28 protein-coding genes are annotated in these 26,027 nt (G+C 61.2%); 14 read left to right on the top strand and 14 right to left on the bottom strand.

The window, feature by feature from the left end; all coding sequences use genetic code 11:
- Nucleotides 1-69 precede the first annotated feature (69 nt).
- On the bottom strand, nucleotides 70-504 hold the full coding sequence (locus VVD49_RS16140; RefSeq protein WP_327600237.1) for an RrF2 family transcriptional regulator: 435 nt from the start codon (nucleotides 502-504) through the stop codon (nucleotides 70-72).
- Nucleotides 505-594: 90 nt separating this feature from the next.
- Here VVD49_RS16140 and VVD49_RS16135 point away from each other — a divergent pair, with 90 nt between their 5' ends.
- From VVD49_RS16135 to VVD49_RS16110, 6 genes are read left to right on the top strand one after another with little or no spacing between them, the layout of a single operon-like run.
- The gene (locus VVD49_RS16135) at nucleotides 595-912 is read left to right on the top strand and encodes a metal-sulfur cluster assembly factor (protein WP_327600236.1); all 318 of its coding nucleotides are present in this window, start codon (nucleotides 595-597) and stop codon (nucleotides 910-912) included.
- A 40-nt stretch (nucleotides 913-952) separates the two neighbouring features.
- Nucleotides 953-1,243 carry a DUF2249 domain-containing protein gene (locus VVD49_RS16130; RefSeq protein WP_327600235.1) on the top strand — a complete coding sequence of 97 codons (291 nt, stop codon included), beginning with the start codon at nucleotides 953-955 and terminating at the stop codon, nucleotides 1,241-1,243.
- Nucleotides 1,244-1,252: 9 nt separating this feature from the next.
- Nucleotides 1,253-2,410, top strand: coding sequence for a hypothetical protein (locus VVD49_RS16125; protein WP_327600234.1), 1,158 nt, complete (start codon nucleotides 1,253-1,255; stop codon nucleotides 2,408-2,410).
- Nucleotides 2,407-2,796 carry a hemerythrin domain-containing protein gene (locus VVD49_RS16120; protein ID WP_327600233.1) on the top strand — a complete coding sequence of 130 codons (390 nt, stop codon included), beginning with the start codon at nucleotides 2,407-2,409 and terminating at the stop codon, nucleotides 2,794-2,796. Before VVD49_RS16125 ends, VVD49_RS16120 begins: the two co-directional genes overlap by 4 nt.
- Complete coding sequence (locus VVD49_RS16115; protein ID WP_327600232.1) at nucleotides 2,793-3,059, top strand: DUF2249 domain-containing protein; 267 nt, start codon at nucleotides 2,793-2,795, stop codon at nucleotides 3,057-3,059. The genes VVD49_RS16120 and VVD49_RS16115 overlap by 4 nt, the downstream gene beginning before the upstream one ends.
- A 13-nt stretch (nucleotides 3,060-3,072) precedes the next feature.
- Complete coding sequence (locus VVD49_RS16110) at nucleotides 3,073-3,408, top strand: hypothetical protein (protein ID WP_327600231.1); 336 nt, start codon at nucleotides 3,073-3,075, stop codon at nucleotides 3,406-3,408.
- 78 nt (nucleotides 3,409-3,486) lie between these two features.
- Here VVD49_RS16110 and VVD49_RS16105 read toward each other — a convergent pair whose 3' ends face one another.
- Nucleotides 3,487-4,179: a potassium channel family protein gene (locus tag VVD49_RS16105; RefSeq protein ID WP_327600230.1), complete on the bottom strand. Its 693-nt coding sequence runs from the start codon at nucleotides 4,177-4,179 to the stop codon at nucleotides 3,487-3,489.
- 428 nt (nucleotides 4,180-4,607) lie between these two features.
- On the opposite strand from VVD49_RS16105, the gene VVD49_RS16100 reads away from it, so the two are divergent.
- Nucleotides 4,608-6,035, top strand: a complete 1,428-nt coding sequence (locus VVD49_RS16100; protein WP_327600229.1) for an MFS transporter — start codon at nucleotides 4,608-4,610, stop codon at nucleotides 6,033-6,035.
- A 99-nt stretch (nucleotides 6,036-6,134) separates the two neighbouring features.
- Here VVD49_RS16100 and VVD49_RS16095 read toward each other — a convergent pair whose 3' ends face one another.
- The 3 genes from VVD49_RS16095 to VVD49_RS16085 all read right to left on the bottom strand — a co-directional run bounded on the left by VVD49_RS16095 (nucleotide 6,135) and on the right by VVD49_RS16085 (nucleotide 9,912).
- Nucleotides 6,135-7,022, bottom strand: coding sequence for a calponin homology domain-containing protein (locus VVD49_RS16095; RefSeq protein ID WP_327600228.1), 888 nt, complete (start codon nucleotides 7,020-7,022; stop codon nucleotides 6,135-6,137).
- A gap of 119 nt (nucleotides 7,023-7,141) precedes the next feature.
- The gene (locus tag VVD49_RS16090; protein ID WP_327600227.1) at nucleotides 7,142-7,567 is read right to left on the bottom strand and encodes a SirB2 family protein; all 426 of its coding nucleotides are present in this window, start codon (nucleotides 7,565-7,567) and stop codon (nucleotides 7,142-7,144) included.
- Nucleotides 7,568-7,638: 71 nt separating this feature from the next.
- The gene (locus tag VVD49_RS16085) at nucleotides 7,639-9,912 is read right to left on the bottom strand and encodes a nitric-oxide reductase large subunit (RefSeq protein ID WP_327600226.1); all 2,274 of its coding nucleotides are present in this window, start codon (nucleotides 9,910-9,912) and stop codon (nucleotides 7,639-7,641) included.
- Between the two features lie 357 nt (nucleotides 9,913-10,269).
- On the opposite strand from VVD49_RS16085, the gene VVD49_RS16080 reads away from it, so the two are divergent.
- On the top strand, nucleotides 10,270-11,505 hold the full coding sequence (locus VVD49_RS16080) for an NnrS family protein (protein ID WP_327600225.1): 1,236 nt from the start codon (nucleotides 10,270-10,272) through the stop codon (nucleotides 11,503-11,505).
- A 36-nt stretch (nucleotides 11,506-11,541) separates the two neighbouring features.
- On the opposite strand, the gene VVD49_RS16075 is transcribed toward VVD49_RS16080, so the two are convergent.
- From VVD49_RS16075 to VVD49_RS16055, 5 genes are all read right to left on the bottom strand, one after another.
- A complete protein-coding gene (locus tag VVD49_RS16075; protein WP_327600224.1) occupies nucleotides 11,542-11,835 on the bottom strand; it encodes a hypothetical protein in 294 nt (97 codons plus the stop codon).
- Nucleotides 11,828-12,529, bottom strand: a complete 702-nt coding sequence (locus VVD49_RS16070) for a fumarylacetoacetate hydrolase family protein (RefSeq protein WP_327600223.1) — start codon at nucleotides 12,527-12,529, stop codon at nucleotides 11,828-11,830. The genes VVD49_RS16075 and VVD49_RS16070 overlap by 8 nt, the downstream gene beginning before the upstream one ends.
- A 33-nt stretch (nucleotides 12,530-12,562) precedes the next feature.
- Complete coding sequence (locus VVD49_RS16065; protein WP_327600222.1) at nucleotides 12,563-13,483, bottom strand: hypothetical protein; 921 nt, start codon at nucleotides 13,481-13,483, stop codon at nucleotides 12,563-12,565.
- A 5-nt stretch (nucleotides 13,484-13,488) separates the two neighbouring features.
- Nucleotides 13,489-14,070, bottom strand: coding sequence for a LemA family protein (locus VVD49_RS16060; protein WP_327600221.1), 582 nt, complete (start codon nucleotides 14,068-14,070; stop codon nucleotides 13,489-13,491).
- Between the two features lie 89 nt (nucleotides 14,071-14,159).
- Nucleotides 14,160-15,026 carry an HDOD domain-containing protein gene (locus VVD49_RS16055; RefSeq protein ID WP_327600220.1) on the bottom strand — a complete coding sequence of 289 codons (867 nt, stop codon included), beginning with the start codon at nucleotides 15,024-15,026 and terminating at the stop codon, nucleotides 14,160-14,162.
- 227 nt (nucleotides 15,027-15,253) lie between these two features.
- Between VVD49_RS16055 and VVD49_RS16050 the strand changes: the two genes are divergently transcribed.
- A complete protein-coding gene (locus VVD49_RS16050) occupies nucleotides 15,254-16,261 on the top strand; it encodes an oxidoreductase (protein WP_327600219.1) in 1,008 nt (335 codons plus the stop codon).
- An 89-nt stretch (nucleotides 16,262-16,350) separates the two neighbouring features.
- On the top strand, nucleotides 16,351-17,481 hold the full coding sequence (locus tag VVD49_RS16045; protein WP_327600218.1) for a GGDEF domain-containing response regulator: 1,131 nt from the start codon (nucleotides 16,351-16,353) through the stop codon (nucleotides 17,479-17,481).
- An 82-nt stretch (nucleotides 17,482-17,563) separates the two neighbouring features.
- On the opposite strand, the gene VVD49_RS16040 is transcribed toward VVD49_RS16045, so the two are convergent.
- Nucleotides 17,564-18,340, bottom strand: a complete 777-nt coding sequence (locus tag VVD49_RS16040; RefSeq protein WP_327600217.1) for an outer membrane lipoprotein-sorting protein — start codon at nucleotides 18,338-18,340, stop codon at nucleotides 17,564-17,566.
- A 131-nt stretch (nucleotides 18,341-18,471) separates the two neighbouring features.
- Here VVD49_RS16040 and VVD49_RS16035 point away from each other — a divergent pair, with 131 nt between their 5' ends.
- Both VVD49_RS16035 and VVD49_RS16030 read left to right on the top strand, forming a co-directional pair.
- Nucleotides 18,472-19,269, top strand: a complete 798-nt coding sequence (locus VVD49_RS16035) for an ABC transporter ATP-binding protein (RefSeq protein ID WP_327600216.1) — start codon at nucleotides 18,472-18,474, stop codon at nucleotides 19,267-19,269.
- Nucleotides 19,250-20,632 carry a DUF1302 family protein gene (locus VVD49_RS16030; RefSeq protein WP_327600215.1) on the top strand — a complete coding sequence of 461 codons (1,383 nt, stop codon included), beginning with the start codon at nucleotides 19,250-19,252 and terminating at the stop codon, nucleotides 20,630-20,632. Before VVD49_RS16035 ends, VVD49_RS16030 begins: the two co-directional genes overlap by 20 nt.
- Before the next feature lie 40 nt (nucleotides 20,633-20,672).
- Here VVD49_RS16030 and VVD49_RS16025 read toward each other — a convergent pair whose 3' ends face one another.
- From VVD49_RS16025 to VVD49_RS16015, 3 genes are read right to left on the bottom strand one after another with little or no spacing between them, the layout of a single operon-like run.
- On the bottom strand, nucleotides 20,673-21,449 hold the full coding sequence (locus VVD49_RS16025) for a PEP-CTERM/exosortase system-associated acyltransferase (protein WP_327600214.1): 777 nt from the start codon (nucleotides 21,447-21,449) through the stop codon (nucleotides 20,673-20,675).
- Nucleotides 21,450-21,476: 27 nt separating this feature from the next.
- The gene (locus VVD49_RS16020; RefSeq protein WP_327600213.1) at nucleotides 21,477-22,691 is read right to left on the bottom strand and encodes an ABC transporter permease; all 1,215 of its coding nucleotides are present in this window, start codon (nucleotides 22,689-22,691) and stop codon (nucleotides 21,477-21,479) included.
- Nucleotides 22,692-22,700: 9 nt separating this feature from the next.
- Nucleotides 22,701-23,936, bottom strand: coding sequence for an ABC transporter permease (locus VVD49_RS16015; protein ID WP_327600212.1), 1,236 nt, complete (start codon nucleotides 23,934-23,936; stop codon nucleotides 22,701-22,703).
- A gap of 129 nt (nucleotides 23,937-24,065) precedes the next feature.
- Between VVD49_RS16015 and VVD49_RS16010 the strand changes: the two genes are divergently transcribed.
- Complete coding sequence (locus VVD49_RS16010) at nucleotides 24,066-24,947, top strand: ThiF family adenylyltransferase (protein WP_327600211.1); 882 nt, start codon at nucleotides 24,066-24,068, stop codon at nucleotides 24,945-24,947.
- Entirely contained in the window at nucleotides 24,940-26,025 is a 1,086-nt protein-coding gene (locus tag VVD49_RS16005) for a nitroreductase family protein (RefSeq protein WP_327600210.1), read from the top strand. Before VVD49_RS16010 ends, VVD49_RS16005 begins: the two co-directional genes overlap by 8 nt.
- Nucleotides 26,026-26,027 lie beyond the last annotated feature (2 nt).

Here is a 26,027-nt window from a genome sequence, read left to right as displayed (position 1 = left end):
ATACGCAGAATGTCTCTGTCATCCCGGCGGGATGACGAGTGTGCAGCTTGGGCTCTTCCTGGCCTGGCTTCAGCGCGCCATATGCAGGATGCGGATCAGCGGTTGCCGCCGTTCGACAAGATCAGCCAGGGTGTACTGGTCGAGGTATTCGTACAGGCCGGCAAAGGCGCGCGACAGTACGCCGGCCAGCTTGCAGTCAGGCGCGATACAGCATTGGTGCTCCTCGGCGAAGCACTCGACGATCGGCCCGTCACCTTCCGCTTCACGGATCACCGCGCCAAGGCGGATCTCGCTGGCAGGCAGTGCCAGGCGAATGCCACCGCCCTTGCCGCGCACCGATTCGACCACGCTGGTCTTCGCCAGGTGGTGCACCACCTTCATGAGGTGGTTCTCGGAGATGCCGTAAGCATCCGCGATACCCTGGATGGTGGCGAGGCGTTCCGGTTCGAGTGCCAGGTACATCAGCACGCGCAAGGAGTAATCCGTAAAAGTCGTCAGTTTCATGATGCAGATCAATAAGAAGTATTTGCGATGTTTCTTTGTTCCGGCGCGGCCGATACATTGGAATCAGAAGATATATTTTGAAGATAGCTTATGAACCGCCCACATGTCGCATGCGACGCCGAAAAATTGCAGCAGGCCTTGCGTCAGATCATCGATCCTGAAGTTGGCCTCAACATCGTTGATCTCGGCCTCGTCTATCGCCTCGAGACCAGCAGCGAAGGCGTGCAGCTGGACATGACCATGACCTCGCCGGCCTGCCCGATGAGCGGGGGCATCCTCGCCGAGGTTGAGGAAGTGCTGGCCGCGAATCTGCCGGCCGATGCATGCATCGAAGTCCAGCTCGTCTGGAACCCGCCCTGGTCGCCAGATCTGATGAGCGACACAGCGCGCGAACACTTCGGCTGGTAGCTGCAGCCAACCCGACTTTCACACCCCAAGGAGCCACACCATGTCCGAGACTTTTCCGTCCATCGCCGTCACGCTCGACGTGCGCGCCATCCAGCCACGCGAGCGTCATCCACTGATCTTCGGCATCTTCGAGGCACTGCCGCCGGGCCAGGCCTTGCTGCTGACCAATGACCATGATCCCAAGCCGCTCTACTACCAGTTCGAAGCCGAGTCGAAAGGGCAATTCAGCTGGGACTACGTGAGCCGCGGCCCCGAAGTGTGGCAGGTGCGCATTGGCCGTCAGCCTGCCGGCAAGGCCGAGCCTTCGAGCTGCTGCGGTAGCTGTAACTGAGCCTGCGCCATGCGTAGTGCCACCGCCCCCTCGCACGCTGCGCCCGCACCTGCTGCGGTGTCGGGGCCGTTGCGCGTGGCGCTGGTGCTGCCAGCTGTGGCGGCGCTCGCATGCGGCGTGCTCAGTGGTCTGCTGCGCCTCGGCCTGCCCCTGCCGGTTGCGCTCGCACAGTTCATCGGTGGGCTCATCGCAGCGCACGGCGCGCTGATGGTGGGTGGCTTCTTCGGCACCTTGATCGGGCTCGAGCGCGCGGTCGCCATCGGCGCGCGCTGGGCTTACCTGGCGCCGCTATTGTCGGGCCTCTCCGTGATTGCCATGCTAGGCGGGGCGCCGGCAGTGGTCGCGCCCCTGCTCATGAGCGGTGCCGCGCTCGTGATGCTAATCGCATGTTCGTCGGTCTGGCTGCGCCAGCGCGTGGCGCACCACATGGCGCTGGTCGTCGCTGCGCTGGCCTGGCTTCTTGGCAATGCGATCTGGGGTGTCACGGGCAGCGTGCTGCCTGCGGTGCCGCTGTGGATCGCTTTCCTCGTGCTCACCATCGCGGCCGAGCGCCTCGAGCTATCGCGCTTCGTGCCGACGCCACGCGTTGCGCGCATCGTCTTCGGTTTCATCGTCGCAGCGCTCACGGCCGCGGCGATCACTGTTTCGCTCGCAACACCCTTCGGCGCCGTGAGTGCTGCCGGCCTGCAGGTGTTCGCCGCTGCACTCGGCGCCCTGTCGCTATGGCTGCTGCGTTACGACATCGCCCGTCGCACCATCCGCTCGAGCGGGCTGACGCGCTACATGGCCATCTGCCTGCTGTCCGGCTATGTGTGGCTGGCGGTGGGCGCACTCGCCGGTCTTTTCGGCGCGCTGCAGCCGGGCCATGTGCTGCGCGACGCAGCCCTGCACGCCGTGCTGCTCGGCTTCGTGTTTGCGATGGTGTTCGGCCACGCGCCCGTGATCGTGCCAGCCATCACGCGCATTGGTTTCAACTGGCATCGCGGCTTCTACCTGCCGCTGTTCGTGCTGCACGTCACGCTGGCCGCGCGCGTGCTGGCGGGGGTGTGCAACTGGCTTGCCCTGCGTCAGTGGGCGGCGATGGGCAACGCGCTAGTGTTGCTGCTCTTCTTTGCAATGGCGGTGGGCAGCCTGCTCGCCGCGCGCAAGCCGAGCACACCTACATGAAACGACACGCCTCACTCATCAAGCTGTCGCGCGAGCATCACGCCGGGCTCGTCCTCAGCAAACGTATTTCCGTCTGCGCGAGCGACGTCGCCTCGCAAACTAGCATGTCGCACACAGTGCTGCAGAGTCTCGCTAACGAGCTGCTGCCGCATTTCGAGGAAGAAGAACGCGACATCTTGCCTATATTGCAAGGCAGGTATGACGCCGAACGCACGCGTGCGCTGCAGGATCACGACAGCCTGCTGCGCCTCGCTTCGCGCATCGCAGGTGGCGATGCCAGCGCGCTTACGGAATTCGGCCAGATCTTGTCCGCACACATCCGCTTCGAGGAGCGCGAGCTGTTTCCACTCTACGAGAGTCTCATCACCACGAAAGGAACACCATGACTTCATGCGCCCACAGTTTCGTCTCGCCCGACGCCATCTACGGCTTCGATGCACGCGGCATCGCCAAGCGTTTCCGCCACGCCGCCATCTTCGGCGCACTTGACGCGCTGACGCCGGGCGAGACGATGCGCTTCGCGAATGACCATGACCCCATCCCGCTGCTGCAACAGATCACTTCGCGCTTCGGCCAGTCGGTTCTCGTGCAATACGTGCAGCGCGAACCGGGCGCCGTGATCATCGACTTCGTGCGGCACCAGAGCTGAGCGGAGCGAGCCGATGACACCCGATGTGGAGGTCATGAAAGCCTGGCAGTGCATCGGCTGCGGCAGGATAGACGGCCCGCAGACCTGCGTTGGCGTTTGCCAGGATCGCAAGGTGGAACTGGTCTACGCCGCCGAGTACAAGGACATGCGCGATGAGTACCGGAAACAGCTTGCCGAGGCTGACGCGCTCATCGCGAAACTGACGGCGCAGATGAGCTTGATCGTGAATACCAGGCCGAGCAAGGAGCAATGGGAGCGCAGCTTCCGCGCGCTGCAGAAGTACGCACGTGAAGGGCTCGACAAAGCGGAAGGCTACGCCAAGCGCCGCGCCGAGAACGACTGGCTGTAGGGCGCATACGTACCTTGCATGAAGCTGCCTGGCGGCGGCTGGCGGAGCCTCCGCAGGAGTTCTGCTCTACGCAGGGGCTTACGGCTTTCCGTCATCGACGTAGCGCTCCCGCGCCGGATAGACGCCAGCCAGCCGCGCAATGAGGATGGCGACGAACAGCGCACCGGCGACCTGTTCGATCATGCAGATGCCGCGCGCCTGACGCGTCAGCGGCACCACGTCGCCAAAGCCCGTGCTGGTGAGCACGGTCATGCTCAGGTAGAGGGCGTCGGCATACACCAGCCGACCGGGTTGCCCGACGATCAGGTACGACTGCGGATAGAAATAGCCGACGAGGGCGTAGAGATACGCCCACAGCACGCCGAGCATGAGGTAGGCGGCGGCCGCGCCGAACAGCTTGTCCTCCGTCATGATCCTCGGCTGGAAGACATAGCGCAGCAGGTATGCGGTAGTGATGAAATAAAGTGCGGCACAGAAAATCCACGACCACGCCAGATCGCTGTCGTTGTCATGCCAGAGACCGAGATACTGGAACCACACGGCTGGAATGGCGAGCAGCAGCGCCATGACGAACGAGATCGTCGTGCGTCCGACGGCTGCGACCGTCGCGATCAGGAGGAACACGTTGACGCCATTGATGATCAGGCGACCGGTGTTGTCTCCCGGCACGAAGGACACCGCGCCGATCAGCGCCAGCAGCACGACGAACAACCAGAAACAACGCTGGAAAAAGATGTGCGACAGGGCGTCGCGCGTAGCACCAATAGGCATGGTTACCCCGACGGTCTGCAATGCTGCTGATCAATCCAGTATAGGCAGGCATCTGCGAACGTCATCCCGGCCGTGATGGGCCCGCGAACCCACCCTGAGAGCCTGTGGAGGCCCGTATTGCGTGGGTGCCTCTACCTGCAGATCCTTCGCAGGAGGCTCGTCATCCAGCCATCGTTTGAATGACGATGGCTTTTCAGAAACTGCATGCAGGCTCGCCACTGTCTGCCGAGTCGGCACGCAGTCCGACACGAATTTTCAATTGAGGCAGATCAAGTTCAGGCGATTGACTTGAGTCAATTCTGGCGGGCAGGACTAATCTCTGGCTGTACGTCTTATGTGCCCATGCGCCTCGATCTGCGCGCATGCAAAAGCCTGTTCTGAGATGAGTCTGGAGTAGTGAGATGCCTGCAGCAAACCAAACCGGAAAGATGACGAATTACAGATGGACCATTTGTAGCCTGCTGTTCTTTGCCACCACGATCAATTACCTGGACCGTCAGGTCCTGTCCCTGACCTGGAAAGATTTCATCGCGCCCGAGTTCCACTGGACCAATACGGACTACGGAAACATCACCGCGCTTTTCTCCATCTTCTATGCATGCAGTATGTTGTTTGCCGGTCGCTTCATCGACTGGCTCGATACCAAGCGTGGCTTCCTGTGGGCGATCGGTGTCTGGTCGCTTGGTGCCGTGCTGCACGCCTTCTGCGGCATTGCCACCTCGGGCATCGTCGCCGGCCAATGGCTCGTCGGTTTTGAAGGTGCCAAGGAAGCGATCGGCACGGTGGGCGACGCCGGGCTGATCGCCACGGTGAGCATCAGCCTGTTCATATTCACGCGCTTCGTCCTGGCCCTCGGTGAGGCCGGCAACTTCCCGGCCGCCATCAAGGCGACTGCGGAATACTTCCCGAAAAAGGACCGGGCTTTCTCCACCAGCATATTCAACGCAGGCGCCACCGTCGGCGCTCTTCTGGCGCCGGTCTCCATTCCCGTCATCGCCCGGCACTACGGCTGGGAGATGTCATTCGTACTGATCGGTGCGCTTGGCTTCGTGTGGATGGGCTTCTGGATATTCATGTTCAAGAAGCCTGATCAGCACCCCTCGGTCAACAAGGCGGAGCTCGACTACATCAACCAGGACAAACAGACCGAGCGCGGAGCGAGCGGCAATGCGGGCGCGGCGGAAAGAAAGATGTCCTTCCTCGAATGCTTCAAATACAAGCAAACCTGGGCGTTCGTCTTCGGCAAGTTCATGACCGACGGTGTGTGGTGGTTCTACCTGTTCTGGACGCCGGCTTATCTGAGCGACGTGTATGGCCTCACCTCCGACACCACCATGGCGCAGGTCCTCCTGTTCGTGCTCTACGGAATCACCTTGATCTCCATCGTCGGTGGCTGGCTGCCTTCGTACTTCGTCGAGAAAAGAGGAATGAATCCTTACGAGGGTCGCATGCGTGCGATGCTGATCTTTGCGTTCTTCCCGTTGCTAGCCCTGCTGGCACAACCGTTGGGCCATCTTTCATACTGGTTCCCGACCATCATCATCGGTCTCGCGGGGGCGGCTCACCAGGCGTGGTCGGCGAATATCTTCTCGACTGTGGGCGACATGTTCCCCAAGTCGGCAATCGCCACCATCACCGGCATTGGCGGCATGGCCGGCGGCGTCGGCTCCTTCCTCATCAACAAAGGCTCGGGTGCTCTGTTCGATTTTGCTGCGGCTACCCAATGGAAAGTGCTTGGGTTCCATGGCATCGAGTCGGGCTATTTCGTCATCTTCTCGATCTGCGCCGTGGCCTACCTGATCGGCTGGAGCGTCATGAAAGTGCTGGTGCCGCATTACAAACCGATCGAGCTTTAAAAGGCGATCGGCACAAAAAAGGCGCTCTGGTTTGAGCGCCTTTTTTTCTTGCTGTGAGCAGTGGGGCGGTGGCCTGCTTCGCGAATCCACTCTACGCGCTCATCGCGGTTTGTGCTCTGTTCGGTTGGCAATGTCGGGAATGCTATGCATCGGAGAGATCACAGTCTGAATGCGAGCGCGGCCTTGCAGTCGCTGCTTTGCAACAAAGGCGAACGATTTGTTGGTGCGCTTTGCCTCTTCAAAGATGTTGTGAATCTCGTCGCTAGAAAGAGGTTGATCGGTTGTATCGATCATCGTTGAGAAGTGATACGCAGCTTCGTCTTCATCGGTCGTAGGGCTGGCGTGCTCCAAACTAAGACCGGGATCAGCCGAGACGGCCTCCTGCATCCCAGAACCAGCAGCGCCGAAGCTGTGGTGAGCATTCTGCTCGTCCCTTAGGCTCAAATTAAAGAGATCACGGTCCGATAGCGGAACATGAAACTCATTGAAGTTGATGAATTGGCGACCATCGATTCGCATTTGAAAGTGATAGTGCGGATGTGAAGATGCCCCTGCGCCGTGGCCGCGCATATCGTTCTCAGTGCAGTCAAAGGTCCAGTCAATGTTTTTCCACTTGACTGTGTAGCTGATAACCTTCCTATCTGACTTCTCAGACTCTAGGTCATTGATATTCCGGAGCAGAGACTCTTCGTTCGCGCACCAGCGCAGGAACGCAGCGATGTTGTGGTAGTCGTACCGCTCAGCGATGCTCAGAAAGTCTTTCTTCTTAAAACGACACCGCCGAAGTAACCAATGTGTGCAGGGGTGCGCAGCGCGCATCTGGTCGAAAGGCCCGTTGCAAAGATAGCAATGCCCTTTCGCGTAGGCTCTACGAAACTCCGACACTTGACTCTCGTAGTTGGCCTGCTCACGACGATTACCTTCCGCGATCTGCTCTGGAGAGAGGGACCGGAAGAAGGCCTTTGCGCGGTCTGGATCGATGGGCATGGCGGATAAGCATGAAGTAAGCGGCACATTGTCTGATGGCTTTGTCGGACTACACAACCCCAAGCCGCCGGCATAGCGCTGCCTATTCGGCTTCACGGAAGGGCGCGGGAGTGCCGAAGCTATCCTCGTACGAACCCTAGTCGTATAGCCAACCCCCAACTCGGCGAATGCGTAACCGCCACGCCCACGATATACCCCACCGTCAGCAGCGCCGCCACAAACGGCAACAAGGCTCGTACCCGCGACACGCCATCAGCAGCCCACGCCGGCGCCCGCAACGCATATCGCCCAAGCAGGATGTAGCCAATCAGCGCAAGCACCTTTGCAGCCAGCCAGCAGCTATTCAGCGGTGAGATGTGCAGCGTCATCGCCAGTTTGATTGCCGAGAACAGCAGCACGCTGTCAACGATGTGCGGGGCGACTCGCAGTACGCGCCAGCGGCGCCATTCGATGCCCGCGAGTTGCAGGGTGCCGCGCAGGGCGAAGAGGCTGATGCTGAGGGTGACGCAGCCGATGTGCAGTAGTTTGGTGCTCGCGTAATCCATGATTCATGTCTCGCAAAGTAAAAGGCCCACGGGGTTTCCGTGGGCCTCCCGTTCATTGATTCCGATGCATTCTACGTGCGCGCAGCGGCCGTACTCCCGGTGGTTGCTGCAGCACGCTCCCTGCCGAGCAGGCGCAGGGCGAACACGGCGAGGAACAGCACGCCGACTGCGAACACGATGTCACCCGGCACGCGCAGCCACACCAGCGTGGTCATCACCTTGGAGTGGATGACTTCGGCGGAGCGGGCGTACCACAGGCCGTGGCTGACGCTGGCCCAGGCCTGGTAGATGCCGGCCGGCACGAGGGACATGAAGACCATCATCGCGAGGCCGATGTTGAGCGACCAAAAGGCGGGGCTGAGCAGCTTGTCTTGCCACAGGCTGCGTGGCGAGAGGCCGCGCAGGCAGAACAGCAGCAGGCCGATGCCGAGCATGCCGTACACACCGAACAGTGCCGCGTGTCCATGTGCCGCTGTCATGTTGAGACCTTGCAGGTAGTACAGCGAGATCGGCGGGTTGATGGTGAAGCCGAGCACGCCGGCGCCGACCGTGTTCCAGAAGCCGACGGCGATGAAGCACATGATCGGCCAGCGGTACGTGGTGAGCCACGGTGCGCCCTTGCTGCGCTGGTAGTTGCGATAGCCTTCGACACCGACCAGCGCCAGCGGCACGACTTCGAGCGCGGAGAACATGGCGCCGATGGCGATCACCGAGGTCGGTGTGCCGGTGAAGTAGAGGTGGTGCAGCGTGCCGAGGATGCCGCCGAACAGGAAGACGATGGTTTCCATGACGATGGCAGTGTTGGCCGTCGCGGCGCGGATCAGGCCGAGGCGCGTGAAGATCAGCGCGATGACGGCGGTGGCGAACACTTCGAAGAAGCCTTCGACCCACAGGTGCACCAGCCACCATCTCCAGTACTCGATCATCGAGTAGTGGCTGTGCTGGCCCCACATCAGCGAGCTGGCGTAGAAGCCGCCGATACAGGTGGCCGACAGGAACACCATGGCGATCAGGCCGCGGCTTTCAGACGGACGCTTGAGTGCAGGCCACAGCGCGCGCGCCATGAGACCGAGCCAGATGAGCAGGCCGGCGAACAGGCCGTACTGCCAGATGCGGCCCATGCTGGTGTATTCCAGCCCCTGGCTGCCGAGCCAGAAGCTGAAGTTGGTGCCAAGGCGTTGCATCGTGCCGATCCAGCCGCAGGCAATCGAGCCGACGACGATGAGCAGCAGCGCGTAGAACAATACATTCACGCCGAGTTTCTGGAATTTTGGCTCATGCCCCGACAGTGCTGGCGAGATGTAGAGACCCGTGGCGAGCCATGCGGTAGCGATCCACAGCACGCCGAGTTGTGTGTGGATGGTGCGGCTGACCGTGTAGGGCAGGATCTGCGCCAGCGGCAGGCCGAAGAAGTTCTGGCCCTCGACCGCGTAGTGCGCGGTGATGGCGCCGAGGCCGACTTGCGCAAGCAAGAGACCGATGACCACGTAGAAGTACTTGCGCGTGGCCTTCATCGACGGCGTCGGCTTGAGATCGAACAGCGGGTCGGCCTGTGGCGGTGCCGGGTCAGCCTCTTCCTTGTGCGAGGCGTGCAGCGCCACCATACCGGCGATGGCTGCGATCAGCAGGATCACGCTGGCGACCGACCAGACGCCGTTCGAGGTCGTCGGCACGTTGTCCACCAGTGGCTCATGCGGCCAGTTGCTGGTGTATGACAGATGCGATTCGCCGGGGCGGTTTGTCGCGGCAGACCAGGCCGTCCAGAAGAAGAAGGCGGGCAGGGCTTGCAGATCCTGCGGGTCCTTGATCGTGGCGGCAATCATCGCGTACTGCTCGCGCAGCGCATCGAGCTTGGGCTCGTCGCCGAACAGGTCGGTGTAATGCTTCGTGAGCGCGGCGATGGCGGTGGCGCGTTCGGCACTGACGGTGATGTTGCCGGTGGCCGCGTCATACGTGTTGTGGCGCAGTTCTTCCTTCACGCGTGCGCTGACCACGGCTTTCTCGTCGGCGTCGAGCGCGGCGAAGTCGGACTTGAAGCGCGCCTGTGCGATCGCGTCGCCGAGTGCCAGCGCTTCGCGATGCAGCCAGTCGGCCGACCAGTCGGGCGCGACATAGCTGCCGTGGCCCCACACCGAGCCGAGCTGCTGGCCGCCGGCTGCCAGCCAGGCTTCCTGACCGCGTTGCACCTGTGCGCCGCTGAACAGCACGTCACCATTGGTCTGCACGATCTGCGTTGGTATCGGCGGCGCCGACAGATAGATCTCCCTGCCCATCCAGCCGAGTACGCCGAACGACAGCAGGAAGATGGCCGCGAGCCACGACCATAGCTTGCGTGAATTTTGCATTGAACCCTCCCTTGATGATGCAGTAACGAATGCGGTTGCGTGAGCATGCTTTTGGCGCTCCGATGCGCATTTCACTGACGCTTCTGTGCGTCAATTTTTAAAGCTGCATCATTTGTACATCTTATGATTGGTGGCCGTTTGATCTGGATCAAACGCATGCAGGAGGTGCGCGGTATGGTGAGCTTGAGAACTTGCGCTCGTGCTGCGCGTTCGCCGCTGATGCAGCGCAAGGCTCATTCATGACCTACAGAAGAACAGGCTGACAATGACGAGATATATGTGGGTGAGGGAGAGTCGTGGCATGCGACCAGGCCACAACATGCCAGCGGCCGGGCTCCGCCCGGAGAGCCTCCTCTCATGAATGCCCCCAGCAGTTCCAACCTGTTGCGCGGGATGTGGCGAGGTCTTGGCGACGTCTGGCGCTGTCGCGACAGCGAACCGCATCGCATCTTCTTTGCTGCGGGTGTTACAGGCGTGATCTTCATGTCCCTGTGGTGGGCCGGCGCACTTGGCTTCAATGCAGTGACTGCCTACCCCGCGACCATGGTGCATGCCGTGTTGATGCCGCTCGGGGTATTCCCCTTGTTCATGATGGGCTTCATTTTCACGGCCGGTCCGCGTTGGTTGCAGACCTCTCCACCCAGGAGGCATGGCTTGCTTGCGCCCCTGTATCTGCTCGGGCTGGTGCTCGCGCTACCGGGCTTCACGCTCGGGGCGCCGTGGCCGGCCCCAGGGCTGACGCTGATGCTGGTCAGCTGGTTTGCAGCAACGGCGCTCTGGGCGAGCTGCGTGCGTCGCAGTGAGGTGGATGACCGGCGTCACGCGAAGCGCCTGCTGGTTGTCATGCTGGGGGGCTGTCTCGCGCTGGGCGTTACGCTGGCGTGGGCGTTGTTCGCGCGCTCCGCGCATGGCGCAGCCATGTGGGTCTGGGCAAGGCAGCTGTCGCTCTGGGCTTTCATCGTGCCGGTGTTCCTGATCGTCTGTCACCGCATGATTCCCTTCTTCACCCATTCGGCATTGCCGCAGGTAAAGGCGTGGCGACCTTTCTATCTGCTCGATGGCTGGCTGCTCGCATGCCTTGTGTTGGCGCTCATGGCGCCTGCCGATGTCGAGTTGCCCTGGTCCCGTCTCCAGGCCATGACTGCCTTCGCCATGGCTGTTGCCCTGGCACTCGCAAGCTGGCGCTGGAACCTGTATGCCGCGACAGCCAACCGCCTCTTGTTCATGCTTCACCTGTCATTTGCATGGCTGCCATTGGCACTTGGTTTGCACGCGCTGGCACTGTCCGGCGTCGCCGTAGGCAGCGCCCCCTCGCATGCCCTGGCGCTCGGCTTCTGCGCCACGATGCTGGTCGCATTCGTCACGCGTGTCTCACTGGGGCATAGCGGCAGGGCCCTGGTGGCGGATCGAGGCTACTGGGCAATCTACCTGGCCCTGCACGTGGTGGCAGCCCTGCGCGTACTGATTGCGCTGGCAGGCCTGTCGCTGGCCTGGTTGCACGCCGTGTCCGGTTTGTGGGTGCTGTTGATGGTGGCCTGGGCGGCGCGCGTGCTGCCAATCTACTGGCGCGGTCGCATACCCAAGCCAGCTTGATCTGCTCCGGCTTGGGAGCTCAGTGCGGCCGGTCCTTCAGCCACGCAGACCGAAGTAAAGCGTCGTCGTCACCAGGGCACCGGCGCAGCCGAACAGGACCTGCCATTGCAATCGCGCGGTGAGGCCGGAGCGCTGTACTGCCTTGCCGAGCAGCATGCCGAAGATCAGGGCGAGCGGGCCGGTGACCAGCGCCCCGATCAGGGGATTCCGCTGTACCTGCGGGGCAAATATCGCGGGCCCGAAGACGCCGGCCACGACGCCCGTGAGCCCCAATACCAGCGCCCAGAGCAACAAGCCGGGTGGCGCGTCGGATGACCCCGGGTCAGCCACGCGCGCCGACGGTGATCGTGAGCGAACCCAGCTTGTCGATGCTGCCGACCATCACGTCGCCGGGTATGACCGGGCCGACTCCGGCGGGAGTGCCAGTGAGGAGCAGGTCACCGGGTTGCAGCACGAACAGGCGCGAGAGTTCGGCGATGATTTGTGGCACGTTCCAGATCATGTGGTCGAGCGTGCTCTGCTGCTTCACTTCGCCGTTGACGCTCAGCTTGATGGCGCCGTCGTCGATCTTGCCGACGCTGGCCGCCGGGTGAATCGTGCCGCAGGGGCAGGCCTGGTCGAAGCCCTTGGCAACGTCCCACGGCGAACCCTTGCTGGAGAGGGCCTTCTGCAGATCGCGACGCGTCATGTCGAGCGCCACGGCGTAGCCAAAGACGTGACTCAGCGCCTCGCCTTCCGTGATGTTGTGACCGCTGCGGCCGATCGCAACCGCCAGTTCGACTTCGTAGTGGAAGTTCTCGGTGACCGCGGCGTAAGCAATCGTGGCGCCATCCTGCACGATGGCGTCGGTGGGTTTTGCAAAGAAAATCGGCGGCTCTTTTACGTCGTTGCCCATCTCGCGGATGTGGTCGAGGTAGTTGCGGCCGACGCAGTAAATGCGACGCACAGGAAAGCGTGCATTGCTGCCGGCGACAGGCAGGCTGACCGTGGCAGGTGGGGCGACAACGAATTCTTGAGCTGACATTGGGGGGACTCCGGAGGAAGTGCAGACGGTCGTTCAGGGTAGCGCAAGCGTGCCGGTTTGTTGAAGCATCGCGATGGCTATGCAACTGACCAGAAACATGGCGGCATGCCAGACGCACCAGGCGCGATGTGGCAGTTTGAGGCGCCACGGTTTGACTGCCGAAATGAGGAAGGGGCGACTGTCACGCGGTTGTTTGACCATATGCAGGGCGGCTGCCTGATCGGCCTCGATACGCTGGCGGCGCGCTTCGCGGCCGGCTTCACTGCGTGCCAGTTCCCATTCCTCTTCGCTGAGGTCTCCATCGCCATTCAGGTCGAAGCGTCGCAGGAGTTCCGGCCGGTCGTGCTTCCAGTCGGCGAGGATCTGTTTGATGGTTTCGCGCTCGGTCTGGTTGAGTGTCTCGCCTTGCAAGGTGTGAAATTCGCCGAGCACGAACAGGGGCGTGTGTTCGGTCAGGCACCAGTGGGTGTAGCGCATGTCGCCGCGGGTTTCGGTCTCGCGCTGTGCGGTGTGCACGTCGGCGTCGTGCGGATCGATGGCGCAGCGGCCGCTATCGTCTTCGAGCAGCAGGCAGGCGTCGCTCTGGTCCTGATTCACTGATTGCCAGGCTCCGTCACCGTCGCGCTCTTCGATGTGCAGGCGGTACCACAGCACGGGCAGGCCGTTGTAGGGGGACAGCAGGGGCACGCCGGCGAGTGCTCGGCCACGCCCTTGCAGTGCGACGTAGCCCTGTGCGGCGGAAGCGATGCGTGACAGCGGTGTGGCGGAGATCGTGTGCAAGGTGCGCAAGGCACCCAGCCAGGCGGCGATGCTGATCACGCCCAGCAACAGGACGGCAAGCCATGCGCTGGTGCCGGCCTGTGCGCCCGCTGCGATGCCGGCAAGGCACAGCTGGGCGCAGAACGGCAGGGCGCGCGTGGTGTAGCGATGCAGACCCAATTGCGAAAACAGCAAGACGTTCAGGCAGCGGGCCGGAACAGGCTGGCCATATCGACGTCTGCTTTTTCGCTTGCGGCAAATTCCAGCAAGACCGCTTCTTCAAAATTGAACAAGCGCGCAATGACGAGATCCGGGAATTGCTCGCGGCCGACGTTGAGCAGGTTGGCCGATTCGTTGTACAGCTCCCGACGGTCCGCGATGCCGTTTTCCAGCGTGGTGATGCGCGCCTGCAGCTGCATGAAGTGTTCGTTGGCACGCAGCTCGGGGTAGGCCTCGGCGACTGCGAACAGGCGCAGCGTGCTGGCGCGCAGGGCGCTTTCCGCAGTGCCGAGTGCACCGAGGTCGTGCTGCTGGCTGGCGTCTTGCACCTTGCCGCGCGCAGCGATCACGCGCTCGAGCGTGGCTTGCTCGAAGTCCTTGTACTGACGGCAGACTTCGACCAGCTTGGGCAGTTCGTCATGGCGTTGCTTGAGCAGCACGTCGATGTTCGCCCAGGCTTTCGACACGCCGTGCTTGAGCTGCACCAGCGTGTTGTAGATGAACACGCTATAGAAAAGGACAAGCACCAGCACACCGAGAACGACAGCGCTGAAAACACTCATGAATGAAACCTCCGCTTGGATGGCAGACCGGACAATCAGACTGACAACGGGTTCGTGATGTCCCCAGTGTAACGGGCGCGGGCGTCGTCCTAGCCGACCAGCGGATCGGCGGAGTCCTTTGTTGTCGAGGGCCAGAACTCTGGCGGCACATCGAGCCGTTTGAGCAATTGCTCATTGCTCATATGGAGCAGGCTCGCCACGGCGCTGTAATCATCGGGGAGGGCTGGATCCTGCCAGCCCTTGGAAGCGTGGCGAGCGAGGTTGTTGGCCAGCACCACGTTGCGCACGCGCGGGTTGTGCGCCTGGTCGTCGTCCATCAGGGTGATCAGTAGTTCGGGCAGATGCCAGGCATTGACCAGCGCGAGCTGGATCTCGTGCATGTCGAAGCCGAGGGTGTCGCTTTGTGCCTTGGCGCTGCGCAGGCCTGGTGTGTCCAGCATCTGCTGTGTGATTCGCTGCATCAGCTCGGGTGCAAAGCACCAGCACAGGATTTCCGCCGCTTCGTGCAACAAGGCGGCGACGGTGACTTCGTCTACGTCCAGGTCGTGGCGTATCACCGCCCAGTCGCGTGCGTAGCTTGCCGCCTGTCGGGCGCGCGCGATCACGTGAAGGACTCCGAGCAGGGAGCGCGGGTGACTGCCCAGTTGCTCTTCGACGGTCGGCAGGTCGGAGAATTTATCGAAGAAGGGCGTGATGCCGATCATCATGATCGCCCGTTCGATGGTGGTGATGTCGTGATTCTGGGCACTGCGCCGGTTGGCTTCGATATACACCAGCACGCGCAAGGTCATGAGCGGGTCCTGCAGGACGACGGTCGCGATACGTCGTCCGCTGACGCTGTCTTCGTCAGCGCGCAACTCGGCCAGCGCCCTTACGGTGCGGCGCAGCACAGGCAGGGGCGCCTGGCTAAAGTACGCGATATAACTGTCGATACTTGTCAGTGGTGCTGCAATCATGGGTTACAACTCCGCATTTCCTGACAGGCTAACGGCATCCTTTCGTGAATTCTTGAACGGTTGCGGGACTCGCAACTGCCTTAAAGTATTTCGGCCGCTTGTCTTGAGTATCGCGCTCCCATCGCCGCAAGTCAGAATTCTTCGAACTTGCCTGAAGGGGTGTGCCTATAATCCGCCGCATCGACGCCAAAACTGATTTTGCTGTCAGAACTGATGGAGCTGTTTGCGTGAAGTCATTCCGCGCGTTTCTCGTGACACAGGATCAGGGCAAGGTGCGCGGCAGCTTCGTGCAAATGGATGAGTCGCAGCTGGATGCGGGCGATGTGCTGATCCGTGTCGAGTATTCCAGTGTCAATTACAAGGACGCGCTGGCGGCGACGGGACAAGGTCGGATCATCAAGCGGTTCCCTTGTGTCGGAGGCATTGATCTGGCGGGCACGGTGGTACGCAGTGGCGCACCGCGTTTCAAGCCCGGAGACAAAGTCATCGTGACCAGCTACGACCTCGGCGTGGCGCATCACGGCGGCTATGCCGAATACGCCTTGGTGCCGGGCGGTTGGGTTGTGCCCTTGCCTGAGAGCCTTAGCCTTTTCGAGGCCATGGCCCTGGGTACGGCAGGTTTGACGGCGGCCATGGCGATCAACCGCATGGAAGACAACGGGCTCAAGCCCGAGGCCGGGCCGGTGCTGGTGACGGGCGCGACAGGCGGCGTAGGTAGCCTCGCCATCGACATGCTGGCCGGGCGGGGTTATGAAGTAGTGGCGCTGACCGGCAAGGCCGATCAGCGTGAGTGGTTGCAGTCGCTGGGGGCTCGCCGGGTCATGTTGCGGAGTGAGGTGCCGGGCGAAATCAAACCACTGGATAAGGGTTTCTGGGCTGGTGCCGTTGATAGTATTGGCGGCAATACACTGGCGTGGCTGCTGAGTACGGCCAAGCCTACCGGGGTCATTACCAGCATCGGTCTGGCGGCAGGCACGGCGCTCGATACGACGGTCATGCCCTTCGTATTGCGTGGCGTCAGCTTGCTGGGGATCGATTCGGGCTACGCTGGGTTTGCGGTCAGGGAGCGTGCATGGGCACGCCTGGCCGCTGATCTGCGGCCTCGCCGTCTGGCAGAAATTGCCAGCGAGGAAGTATTTGATGCGCTGCCACAAGTGTTTGAGCGCTTGCTGGCTGGACAGGCGCACGGGCGGACCGTGCTGCGGGTGGCGTCGGAAGACGCAAGCCTGCATTGAAGAGCAGTACATTTGTGGCAGAGACACGAGGCGAAGCGAGTGGCGTTGCTGTCAAACCGGGTAAGCGTGTATGCGAGTGAGGATGGAACATGACTGAAGTTGCCGCGCAGTTGCCGCGCATCCTGATTGTCGACGACTCGCGCATGGTGCGCGCTTCGTTGATCAAGCAGATCCGCGACAAGTTCGATGTGCGCGAGGAAGTCGATGGCGAAGCCGGCTGGCAGTCGCTCTTGCTCGACCCCACGATCGAAGTCGTCATTTCCGACATCGGCATGCCGCGCCTCGACGGTTTCGGCCTGCTTCAACGCATCCGTGCTTCGCGCCTGGCACGCGTCAATTGCCTGCCCGTCCTGATCATTTCCGGCGAAGACGAGAACGAAGCGCGCATGCGTGCGCAAGAACTCGGCGCCACCGACTTCATTACCAAGGGTACGCCGCGAGTCGAACTGCTGGCGCGCCTCGAAGCGCTTGCAAAACTGGCACAAACGCGTCGCGAACTTGAGCAGAGCCGTGAGCAGCTCGTGCGCCGCAATCGTGGTGATGTCAGCGTCATGGTCATCGAGGTCGATCACTACGATCGCCTGTGTGAATCCTATGGGCATAGCGTTGGCCAGCTGGTGCATCGCAAGCTGTCCAAGCTGCTGTCTGCCAAAGTCCGCAAGGAAGACACCATTGCCCACTTGGCCGAGGGCCAGTTCGCGGTAATTTCACCGTCAGCCGATCTCGACGCCTGTGGCGCTTTTGCGTTGCGCCTGCGGCGTGCCATTGAAACCATCGTCATGACCTACAAGGAGCACCGCATCCGGGTGAGCCTGACCGTGGGTCTGGCCAGCGCGCATGGCGATGCCTCCGTGTCGCTGGAGCACTTGCTGCAAACGGCAGCACAACGCGTAGCGGATGGCCGCAAGCTGGGCGGGAATCGAGTTGTGTCGGAGTCGGGCGAAGTGACGGCCGATACGGTCGGCCGCTTCAGCCGCCTTGCCGTCAGCGTTGATCACGCCCTGACGCAGATCCGTACCGGAAGCGGTGAGGAGGCCAGAAAGCGCTTGCGCGAGCTGACCAATACCTTGCTGCCGCTGCTCGAAATGATCGAGTCGGAATACCACGTCGGCATTCCGCTGGCTGAGCTGGCCGAGAAGGCCCAGATCACCAATATCGACATGAATGCGCAAGCCATGACGACCGTGGGCTCGCGCACGGTCTGGCGTACTGGCGCCTGATCGAGTCTCAGAACTCGTAGCTGAATGGGGCGAGCGCGTGGCCGGCCAAGCGGCTCGCGCAGCCCATTTAGTTGTGGGGTTCTTATTGCAGCTTCTTGAGATATTCCTTCGTGAAGGTGTAATCCGGTAGATCGCGCAGCTTCATCGCGTCGTACTCAAGGATCGACACCTCTCCTTTCTTCAGCGCATCTTCCATGATCAGCTTTGTCGGCCGGATGTGGCCCGCCAGCTGTTTGAAACCCTCGTAGCGACAGGTCTTGAGCAGACGGTTCGAAAGTGAGTAGAACTCGGCCCGATGCGGGTAACCGTTGCTGGCGCGCACCCAGTACAGCACGCGGGCATAAGTGACGCCGCGATCGACCGCGGTCAGTTCCAGCACCTGGTACTCCTCTCCGTCGATCTTGTCTGTCCGCAGGAGCTTGGGCGTATAGTCGCCACTGAAATTGGCGCGCGCCAGATCACCATAAGACACTTCGCCAGTCATGCGTTGCGCGACAGACAGGCGTACGGGCTGCGATACGCTTGGCATGAATAGCCACAGGTCGCGGGCTTTCATCAGAAGGATCTGTCCGCGGTCGGCAGCCGGTTCCACCGTCATGACAATGGTGTTGTCGTTACCCTTTGACAGTACCCGGTACTTGCGCAGCTCGTCGGTCTGGTCGGGTGCCTGCGAGGTGATATTGATGTCGACCTGGAAGCCTTCTGCGGGGAAGCGGACCCGGTCGGCCGCTTCGACGATTTTTTTGGCGCTATCCTCGTCGGCAGCGGCAAACGCGGGTGTTAAACTCGCCGTCGCAATGAGGAGTGCGCAATTGACGATAAAGCCTTGCAAACAGGCTGCAATCGAAGGTTTCGGCATAGGTGTTTCTCCGTGAATATGTGGGTGTTGCGGAATGCTTCAGACCAGATGCTTCAGGCCCGTTCCACCAGTTTCACTGGCACCGGTCGTAAGCATGGCCTTCCGCCCTGCGATTGACAAGAAAGAACGCGATGAACGTTGTGCAGGTTGAAGACGTCGTCAAGGAATACCAGCTCGGCGAGCAACGCGTAACGGCACTCAAGCGCGTGTCGCTGGCGATCGAGCAGGGCGTATTCATGGCCGTCGCGGGGCCCTCGGGGAGTGGCAAGACCACTTTGCTGAATCTCATCGGTTGTATCGACACCCCCTCGGAAGGCCGCATCCTCATCGACGGAGAGGACGTGGCGGGCCGCAGCTCTGATGAGTTGGCCAACCTGCGTAACCGCACCATTGGTTTCATTTTCCAGACCTTCAATCTGCTGCCGGTTCTGACTGCGGCCGAGAACGTCGAATATCCCCTCCTGCGTCGCGAAGACGTCAGCCCTGAGGAGCGTGCCCAACGTGTGCGCCACTATCTGGAGCTGGTCGGCTTGGGTGCGCACATGGACCGTCGTCCGAATCAGTTGTCGGGTGGGCAGCGTCAGCGGGTAGCGATTGCGCGCGCGCTGGCGGTGGGGCCGCGCCTGGTACTGGCGGACGAGCCCACCGCCAATCTTGATCGCAAGACGGGTGACGAAATCCTGCAGCTGATGCGTTCGCTGAACAAGCGACTCGGCACGACTTTCATTTTTTCGACCCATGACAAACGCGTCATGGCGATGGCCGACCGGCTGGTGCGCATGGAGGACGGCGAAGTCGTCCTGCTCGGTGTGCGCAATGCAGCGCGGTGGTCTTACGTGAACGAGCGCCGCCGGGCCAAGGCGGCTGACAGTGACCGGGATGAAGGCAGCCCGGAGCGGAGAAAGCCTGATGAAGAGAAAAAACAATAAGACACTGATTGCCGCAATGGTCGCCATGCTGATGGCGAGTGGGGCAATGGGTCAGTCGCGCAGTTCGCTGTTTGATGACGATATCAAAGAGCCTGGCAAGCCGGGTGCTTCGCCTGCCGCGACTTCTGCGGGGACCGGCGTGCGCTTTTCGGGCTACACCGAGCTCGGCATGTATCGGGCTGTCGATAATCCCGACCGTTGGATGCACCAGCGCCTGCGGCAAAGCCTGAATGCCCAGGGCGATGGTGGTGGGCTGAAATGGAAGTCCGGCGTGCGTCTGGAAGGTGACGCAGCCTACGTGGGGCGAGGCGATCGCTATTACAGCCCGGAGGTGCGTAACGACCAGAAGCTCGGCGTCGAGCTGACCGAGAACTATGTCGACAAGTCCCTTGGCGGCGTGGAGATGCGACTGGGCAAGCAGTATGTCGTGTGGGGCGAGATGGTGGGCGCATTCGTGGCCGACGTGGTCTCGCCACGTGACATGCGTGACTTCTTGTCGGCTGATCTGGAAAACATCCGCCGGACAACTTGGGCGACGCGCTTCGAGAACTTCAGCGGCGACTGGCATAGCGAATTGCTATGGGTGCCCGTGCAGACCTATGACAAGGTCGGCAAGCCCGGCGCTGATTTCTACCCGTACCCCGCACCCCCTGTTCCGGGATATGGCTATGCCGTCAATGTCGAGCAACAGCCCAAGAACGAGTTCTCGAATGGTAGTTTTGGTGCGCGCACGGGCTTCCTCAAGCAAGGCTGGGACGTTTCGGCCTTCTACTATGTGAGCCGCGATGTGGCGCAGACTTTCGAACGCAGCATCGTTGCGCCATCGGTTTCAACACCCTATCCATCAACGGTCTACACGCCGGTGCATGACCGTATCAATCAGCTTGGCGGTACCGTTGCCAAGGATCTGAATGGCGTTGTTATCAAGGCCGAGGCTGTTGTGACCGCCGGGCGTCGTTTTACCGTGACACGTCTCGACGACGATGACGGCTTGCTGAAGTCTCGCTCTCTGGATATCGCGCTGGGGCTGGACTACAACCCGCTCTCTGATCTCCGCCTGAATTTCCAGGTGATCGACCGCTCCCTTGCCGATCACGACGCCTCGATGCTGGTCGACAAGAACGAGATGGCGGGCAGCGTTCTGGCTGCCTGGACCTTGAACAGCGCCTGGGAGACCCAGTTTCTGTACGTCAGTAGCCTCAACCGGCAGGAAGGCTGGATTAGCCCTTCGGTGACCTGGAAGATCAGGCCATCCGTCCGCCTGCGAGTAGGGGCGGACTTCTACTACGGTCCGGCTTATGGCACTTTCGGTCGCTATGACAAGAACGACCGTGTGATCGGCGAGCTGCGCTGGAGTTACTGAGCTCCAGAGAACGGCCTGACGTTTCCCTCGCGGAGATGCGTCAGGCTGAAACGTTCTGCTTGAGTTCGTGTCCGGTGCTGCGGCGTGCCTCGTAGCTCGCATCGATCTGGGTGTTGATGGTGTCCCAGATGGGGCGCACGAAGCGCCGTAGATTCTTGACGATCTCATCGACATTCATCATCGAGGGAATGCGCGCGCCTCGGTGCTCGATGTAGTCGCCCATGGGCGTGAGCTTCACGCCAAGCTTGGAAAAATGCTCTACCAGCCGTGTCTCGGTGAGCATGAACAGGGTTTCAATCCCCTGGCGTTTGGCAAGCGCTACCGTGCCCAGATAGAGGCCGATCGGAATGTAAGGGAAGCGCGGCATGTCTTGCGCGCCGAAGTCCGAATCCGATACCCCGAGCGCCTGCCGGTCTTCGCCCTTGCGTCGACGGTAGGCCGCGACTACAGCGAGCCGGGAGACTTCCGCAACCCGGTCTCGCGGGTATATGCGGGTGTCCTTGCGTAGCTTGCCTTCGCAAAAGGCTTCGAAAGGCAAGGGGGCGTCACGATCTTCCGGACGCGTCATGACCAGGCGCGTGCAGCCGACACGACCATGCTGTTCGTTGGATGTGCGCAGCAGGCAATGCACCGATTGCGCATCGTAGGCATCCATCTCTCTCTCGTCGTCACGTTCGGCCTCGTACTTCAGGTCGTGGCAATAGACGGAATGACGAATGGCATAAACCTCGTTCAGCAGCTGCTCATCGAGCGCAGGAACGATTTCGAAATGGCGCTTGAAACCTTCGCCAAGATTGAATTTCTCGAAGGAGAACATGGGGCCTCCAGGCAGCTTCGACGCAGGCTAGATTGCCCGGCGCAAGGCATCGACCAACGGGACCCTGCAACTTCGCAAGGCAGGCGGGACTGACGCAAGAACGGTAGCAGTAAAGCCGATCAGCCCCGCGCTGGCAATAGATGTGAACGCCAAGCTTATGTGAGCGGTATAGCCCATTTCCGAACCGGGAACCGGTGGCATCGGTATGCCAACAAGGGAAATCAGGACTGCGGCCAACGAGCCGAGCAGCATGCCCAGCACGGCGCCCACCAGACCGAGCACGACGGCTTCGGCAAGGATCAGCTGCGTGACCTCGCGATGCCTTGTGCCCAATGCGCGCATGGTGCCGAATTCGGCGATGCGTTCGAAGGCTGACATATTGACGCTGTTCGCCACGCTTAGCAGGACCATCGCCAGCACGATGAATTGCAAAACGCCAAATTGCCGCTGATACAGCTCCACGGTCTTGGAATAGAAGTCGGACAGGGTGTACCACTCCCGGATCGTCAGGCTGCGCAAGGCGGGCAGGGCACGTAAGCGCCCTGCAACGAGGTCTGTGTTGTGAGTCTGATCCAGGCGGGCGACCAGAACGTTGACCTTGTCTGTGGCAAGCAGGTTCTGGGCACTCTGCAGCGTGATGCGCACGGCACGGGCATCGTAGTCTTTCGAGAAGCTACGGAATATGCCTATCACATCCAGATCGGCAGTGTTCAACGCGCCGTCGGGCGTGGAGGCAACCAGGGTAACTACGTCGCCCTCGTGCAGGCCCATGGTGGCAGCAAGGCCTTCTCCGATCATTACGCCAGACTCGTCTTCGTCCTTGAGATTGCGGCCGGCGATGATCTGGATCTGTTGCCCCAGCTGATTCTCCGACGTGGGTTGGATGCCCAGCCCGATGATGGAGTAGTCCCGTTTGCCGTTGTTGACGACGCCGGTGAAGGAGAGGCGGCCCATCACGTCCCGTACATGCGGAACGGCGCCCGCCTGTTGCTTCAAGCTGCTTACGTCCTTGAGCAGGAGTTCATCTGCTGGACGATTGCTACTGCCAAAGTAAGCGGGCGTTGCCACCTGGATGTGCCCTGTCTGTGAGCCGATGAAGGCCTCACCCAGCTGCGTGATCATGTCTGCTACGAAGCCGCCAGCGAGTATCAGGCTCGAAACGCCGACGACAATGGCGAAAAGAGTCATCGCAGTTCGGGTGCGCTGACGTACCAGATTACGGCGAGCAAGTTTCCAGAGCATGAATGATCCTTAGCGGCCCTGACGCAAGGCGTCAACGATGTTCATGCGCGAAGCGCGCCAGGCAGGCAGAACGCTGGCGGCGAGGGTCGTAATGCCCGCAAGCACGAAGGCGTCAATCGCCACCGGCCAGGAAAACCGGATTTCTCCCACATAGCCGTGTGCCATGCCCGGTGGCGCAGGCATCGGAATGCCGATACTGGAAATGAGGGTGGCCAGCAGGGCGCCGAGGCTTAGTCCCAATATGCCGCCGACAATACCGAGCACAACGCCTTCAGTGAGGAACATGCGCAGGACATCGCTGCGCCGTGAACCGATGGCCAGCGAGGTGCCGATCTCTGACGTGCGTTCGGCAACACTCATCGAGAGCGTATTGGTGACGGAGAGAACGATGATCAGGGCGATGATGAAGCGGATCACGCCAACCTGTTTCGAGAACAGGGCCACGGTCTTGTGATAGAAGTCTGCGCGTTCGTGCCAGGCCGAGATGCTCAGGCCCATGACCTTGAGAGGGGGCCTGAGGGCTGCGACGACCTCGTCGGTGGCATCCGTGTCTCGTAGTACGCCGATATAGGTAGTTGCGCTCTCTGTGCGGACCAGTTGCCGGGCCGAGTTGATCGGCAGTCGCAAGAACGCATCGTCATACGCTTTTACCGAAGTGGAGAACGTGCCTGCAACGACGAACTCGACTGCATTCTGGCTGCCCTTGATGGTCTTTGTGAGCAGGATGACATGATCGCCGACCTTCGCTTCGAGCGCGGCGGCAAGTCCTTCTCCGAGCAGCACGGCCTTCTGGTCTGCCGTGCGTAGATTCTCGCCGCTGCGGATGTCCATGCGGCGACTGATGGGCTCTTCGCGTACGGGGTCCACGCCTTCTGCAAGAAAGCCGATGGTCTTGTCCCCTAGTGACACCAAACCGCTTAGTGCAAGCCGTGGTGCGACCGCAACGATCTCGGGGCGCTTCAGCAATGCATCCAATGCCTGGTTGTTTGGAGGAATGAGAAAGCGATAGGGGTCTGCGCCACCTTTTTCTGCGTAGCCTTCATGGCTGATCTGGAAATGTCCGAGTTGGGCGTAGATCTGGTAGTCGCGCATGGAAAGCAATACCCAGTCTATGAAACCGGCCGCAAGAACATACGCAACAATGCCGCCGACTATCGTCAACAGAGCCAACCCGCTGCGCGTTGGGCTGCGCCACAGGTTGCGGAGTGCGAGTACGCTGTCCTGCCTCAGGTTTGCGAGTACCACGGTGTCTGCGTCTCCATGTGAGTCCCTATAATAAGCTCGATGAAGCGGGCTCACCAATGAGCTTCTGGTGGTAGAGGCAAACTGCTAGCCTTCTTGAGTTCGCGGCTTAGCGATGAGTGAGGAGTATCCGTGTTCGATTATGACCAGGCATTTTCCCGCAACATCGGCTGGGTGACCCGGGAAGAACAGGCCCGCTTGCGTACCACCCGCGTCGCCATTGCCGGGTTGGGGGGCGTAGGCGGGTTTCATCTCCTGACGCTTGCCCGGTTGGGTATCGGGAAATTTACGGTTGCTGATTTCGATGATTTTGACATTGTCAATTTCAACCGCCAGGCTGGTGCGCTGGTCTCGACACTTGGTCGTCCTAAGGCTGAGGTCCTCGTGGAAATGGCTCGGGACATCAATCCGGAACTCGATATCCGGGTTTTTCCGAAGGGCGTGTCCGCCGAGAATATCGATGACTTTCTGAATGGCGCTGACATATACGTGGATGGCCTGGATTTCTTTGCGTTCGCTGCCAGGCGAAACACATTTGCCGCGTGTCATGCCAAGGGGATTCCGGCAGTGACCGCTGCGCCTCTGGGGATGGGGGCGGCGGTACTGAATTTTCTGCCGGGGAAGATGAGCTTTGAGGAGTACTTCGTTCTCGAGGGGCAGAGCGAGCAGGAGCAGTCCGTGCGCTTCATGCTTGGCCTGTCGCCGGCCATGTTGCAACGGCCCTATCTGGTCGATCCCTCCGCTGTGGATTTTCTCGCGCGGAAGGGGCCATCCACGATCAGCGCATGCCAGCTGTGCGCCGGCGTGGCTGCGACGGAGGCTCTGAAGATTGTGCTGGGGCGAGGCACGGTTCGAGCCGCACCGCATGGCTACCAGTTCGACGCTTACCGCAATAAATTCGTCCATACCTGGCGCCCGGGCGGGAATCGCAATCCCCTGCAGCGAGCTGGTCTGGCAATCGTCCGGCGCGTGCTGGCTGGCATGCAGGCTCGCAGGGCCCCCGACAATGTCTGAAACCTTGCTGAAAGTACTGGACTTGGCACGCTGGGCCCCCAGTGGTGACAATACGCAGCCCTGGCGTTTTGAGCTGCTGGCCGATGACCATCTCGTGGTGATTGGCCATGACACGCGAGACCACGTGCTCTATGACTTTCACGGCCATGCAAGTCATATCGCGCATGGGGCGCTGTTGGAGACCATCCGCCTCGCGGCGACAAGGTTTGGCTTGGTTGCCCGCTGGCAACGGCGCCCGACCGAGGAGGGGTTGGAGCTTGTCTTCGATGTTCGTTTCGAGCCATCGGATTCGCTGCGGGAAGATCCGCTGGTGGCCTGCATCGAATCCCGGTCGGTTCAGCGGCGCGCAGTGCAGACTCGGGCGATACGCACTGAGCACAGGCGAGCGCTCGAGGCGGGAATGCCGGAAGGTTGGCAGCTCTGCTTTCACGAAGGCTTTGCTGAGCGAGTCTCTCTCGCGGGGGTCTTGTTCAGAAATGCGGGCATCCGGTTGCGTACCCCGGAGGCCTATCCTGTTCACGCCTCCATCATCGACTGGCGTCAGCGCTACAGCGAGGACCGCATCCCGGAGCAAGCCGTCGGCACGGATCGTATGACTGGGTTGTTGATGCGCTGGGTCATGGGGAGTTGGCAGCGGGTACGGTTTTTCAATCGCTACCTGCTGGGAACCTGGCTCCCCCGTATTCAGTTGGACCTCGTGCCTGCATTGAGATGTGCCGCGCACATAATGATCGTTGCGCCATCCAGGCCTTCAACGCCTGACGATTTTGTGCAAGCCGGGGCTGTGCTTCAGTCCCTGTGGCTGCGCTGCGAGCAGCAGGGAATAAGGCTCCAGCCTGCCATGACGCCACTGATTTTCTCCTGGTATGTGCAAATTGCGGAGCCGTTTACACATGACGCCCGAAGCTGGCGTGAGGCAAAAGAGATGAGCGAAGGCCTCAAGCGGCGCTGGGGAAGCGACAGACTCGGTCGAACGGTTTTCTGGGCGCGCATCGGCTACGGAGCGCCAGCCCAGGCCAGATCACTGCGAAAAGCGCTGGCGTCCTTGATATCGCGCGGAGACCGGCGAGAGGGCTGAGG

The organism is Uliginosibacterium silvisoli (assembly GCF_036017035.1).
GTDB lineage: Bacteria > Pseudomonadota > Gammaproteobacteria > Burkholderiales > Rhodocyclaceae > Viridibacterium > Viridibacterium silvisoli.
The sequence above is the reverse complement of the archived record's forward strand: the minus strand, read 5'-3'. Positions and strand labels throughout refer to the sequence as shown.

Coding starts and splice junctions, on each gene's coding strand:
- VVD49_RS16140 (WP_327600237.1), bottom strand. CDS start 504: ATGAAACTGACGACTTTTACGGATTACTCCTTGCGCGTGCTGATGTAC.
- VVD49_RS16135 (WP_327600236.1), top strand. CDS start 595: ATGAACCGCCCACATGTCGCATGCGACGCCGAAAAATTGCAGCAGGCC.
- VVD49_RS16130 (WP_327600235.1), top strand. CDS start 953: ATGTCCGAGACTTTTCCGTCCATCGCCGTCACGCTCGACGTGCGCGCC.
- VVD49_RS16125 (WP_327600234.1), top strand. CDS start 1,253: ATGCGTAGTGCCACCGCCCCCTCGCACGCTGCGCCCGCACCTGCTGCG.
- VVD49_RS16120 (WP_327600233.1), top strand. CDS start 2,407: ATGAAACGACACGCCTCACTCATCAAGCTGTCGCGCGAGCATCACGCC.
- VVD49_RS16115 (WP_327600232.1), top strand. CDS start 2,793: ATGACTTCATGCGCCCACAGTTTCGTCTCGCCCGACGCCATCTACGGC.
- VVD49_RS16110 (WP_327600231.1), top strand. CDS start 3,073: ATGACACCCGATGTGGAGGTCATGAAAGCCTGGCAGTGCATCGGCTGC.
- VVD49_RS16105 (WP_327600230.1), bottom strand. CDS start 4,179: ATGCCTATTGGTGCTACGCGCGACGCCCTGTCGCACATCTTTTTCCAG.
- VVD49_RS16100 (WP_327600229.1), top strand. CDS start 4,608: ATGACGAATTACAGATGGACCATTTGTAGCCTGCTGTTCTTTGCCACC.
- VVD49_RS16095 (WP_327600228.1), bottom strand. CDS start 7,022: ATGCCCATCGATCCAGACCGCGCAAAGGCCTTCTTCCGGTCCCTCTCT.
- VVD49_RS16090 (WP_327600227.1), bottom strand. CDS start 7,567: ATGGATTACGCGAGCACCAAACTACTGCACATCGGCTGCGTCACCCTC.
- VVD49_RS16085 (WP_327600226.1), bottom strand. CDS start 9,912: ATGCAAAATTCACGCAAGCTATGGTCGTGGCTCGCGGCCATCTTCCTG.
- VVD49_RS16080 (WP_327600225.1), top strand. CDS start 10,270: ATGAATGCCCCCAGCAGTTCCAACCTGTTGCGCGGGATGTGGCGAGGT.
- VVD49_RS16070 (WP_327600223.1), bottom strand. CDS start 12,529: ATGTCAGCTCAAGAATTCGTTGTCGCCCCACCTGCCACGGTCAGCCTG.
- VVD49_RS16060 (WP_327600221.1), bottom strand. CDS start 14,070: ATGAGTGTTTTCAGCGCTGTCGTTCTCGGTGTGCTGGTGCTTGTCCTT.
- VVD49_RS16055 (WP_327600220.1), bottom strand. CDS start 15,026: ATGATTGCAGCACCACTGACAAGTATCGACAGTTATATCGCGTACTTT.
- VVD49_RS16045 (WP_327600218.1), top strand. CDS start 16,351: ATGACTGAAGTTGCCGCGCAGTTGCCGCGCATCCTGATTGTCGACGAC.
- VVD49_RS16040 (WP_327600217.1), bottom strand. CDS start 18,340: ATGCCGAAACCTTCGATTGCAGCCTGTTTGCAAGGCTTTATCGTCAAT.
- VVD49_RS16035 (WP_327600216.1), top strand. CDS start 18,472: ATGAACGTTGTGCAGGTTGAAGACGTCGTCAAGGAATACCAGCTCGGC.
- VVD49_RS16030 (WP_327600215.1), top strand. CDS start 19,250: ATGAAGAGAAAAAACAATAAGACACTGATTGCCGCAATGGTCGCCATG.
- VVD49_RS16025 (WP_327600214.1), bottom strand. CDS start 21,449: ATGTTCTCCTTCGAGAAATTCAATCTTGGCGAAGGTTTCAAGCGCCAT.
- VVD49_RS16020 (WP_327600213.1), bottom strand. CDS start 22,691: ATGCTCTGGAAACTTGCTCGCCGTAATCTGGTACGTCAGCGCACCCGA.
- VVD49_RS16005 (WP_327600210.1), top strand. CDS start 24,940: ATGTCTGAAACCTTGCTGAAAGTACTGGACTTGGCACGCTGGGCCCCC.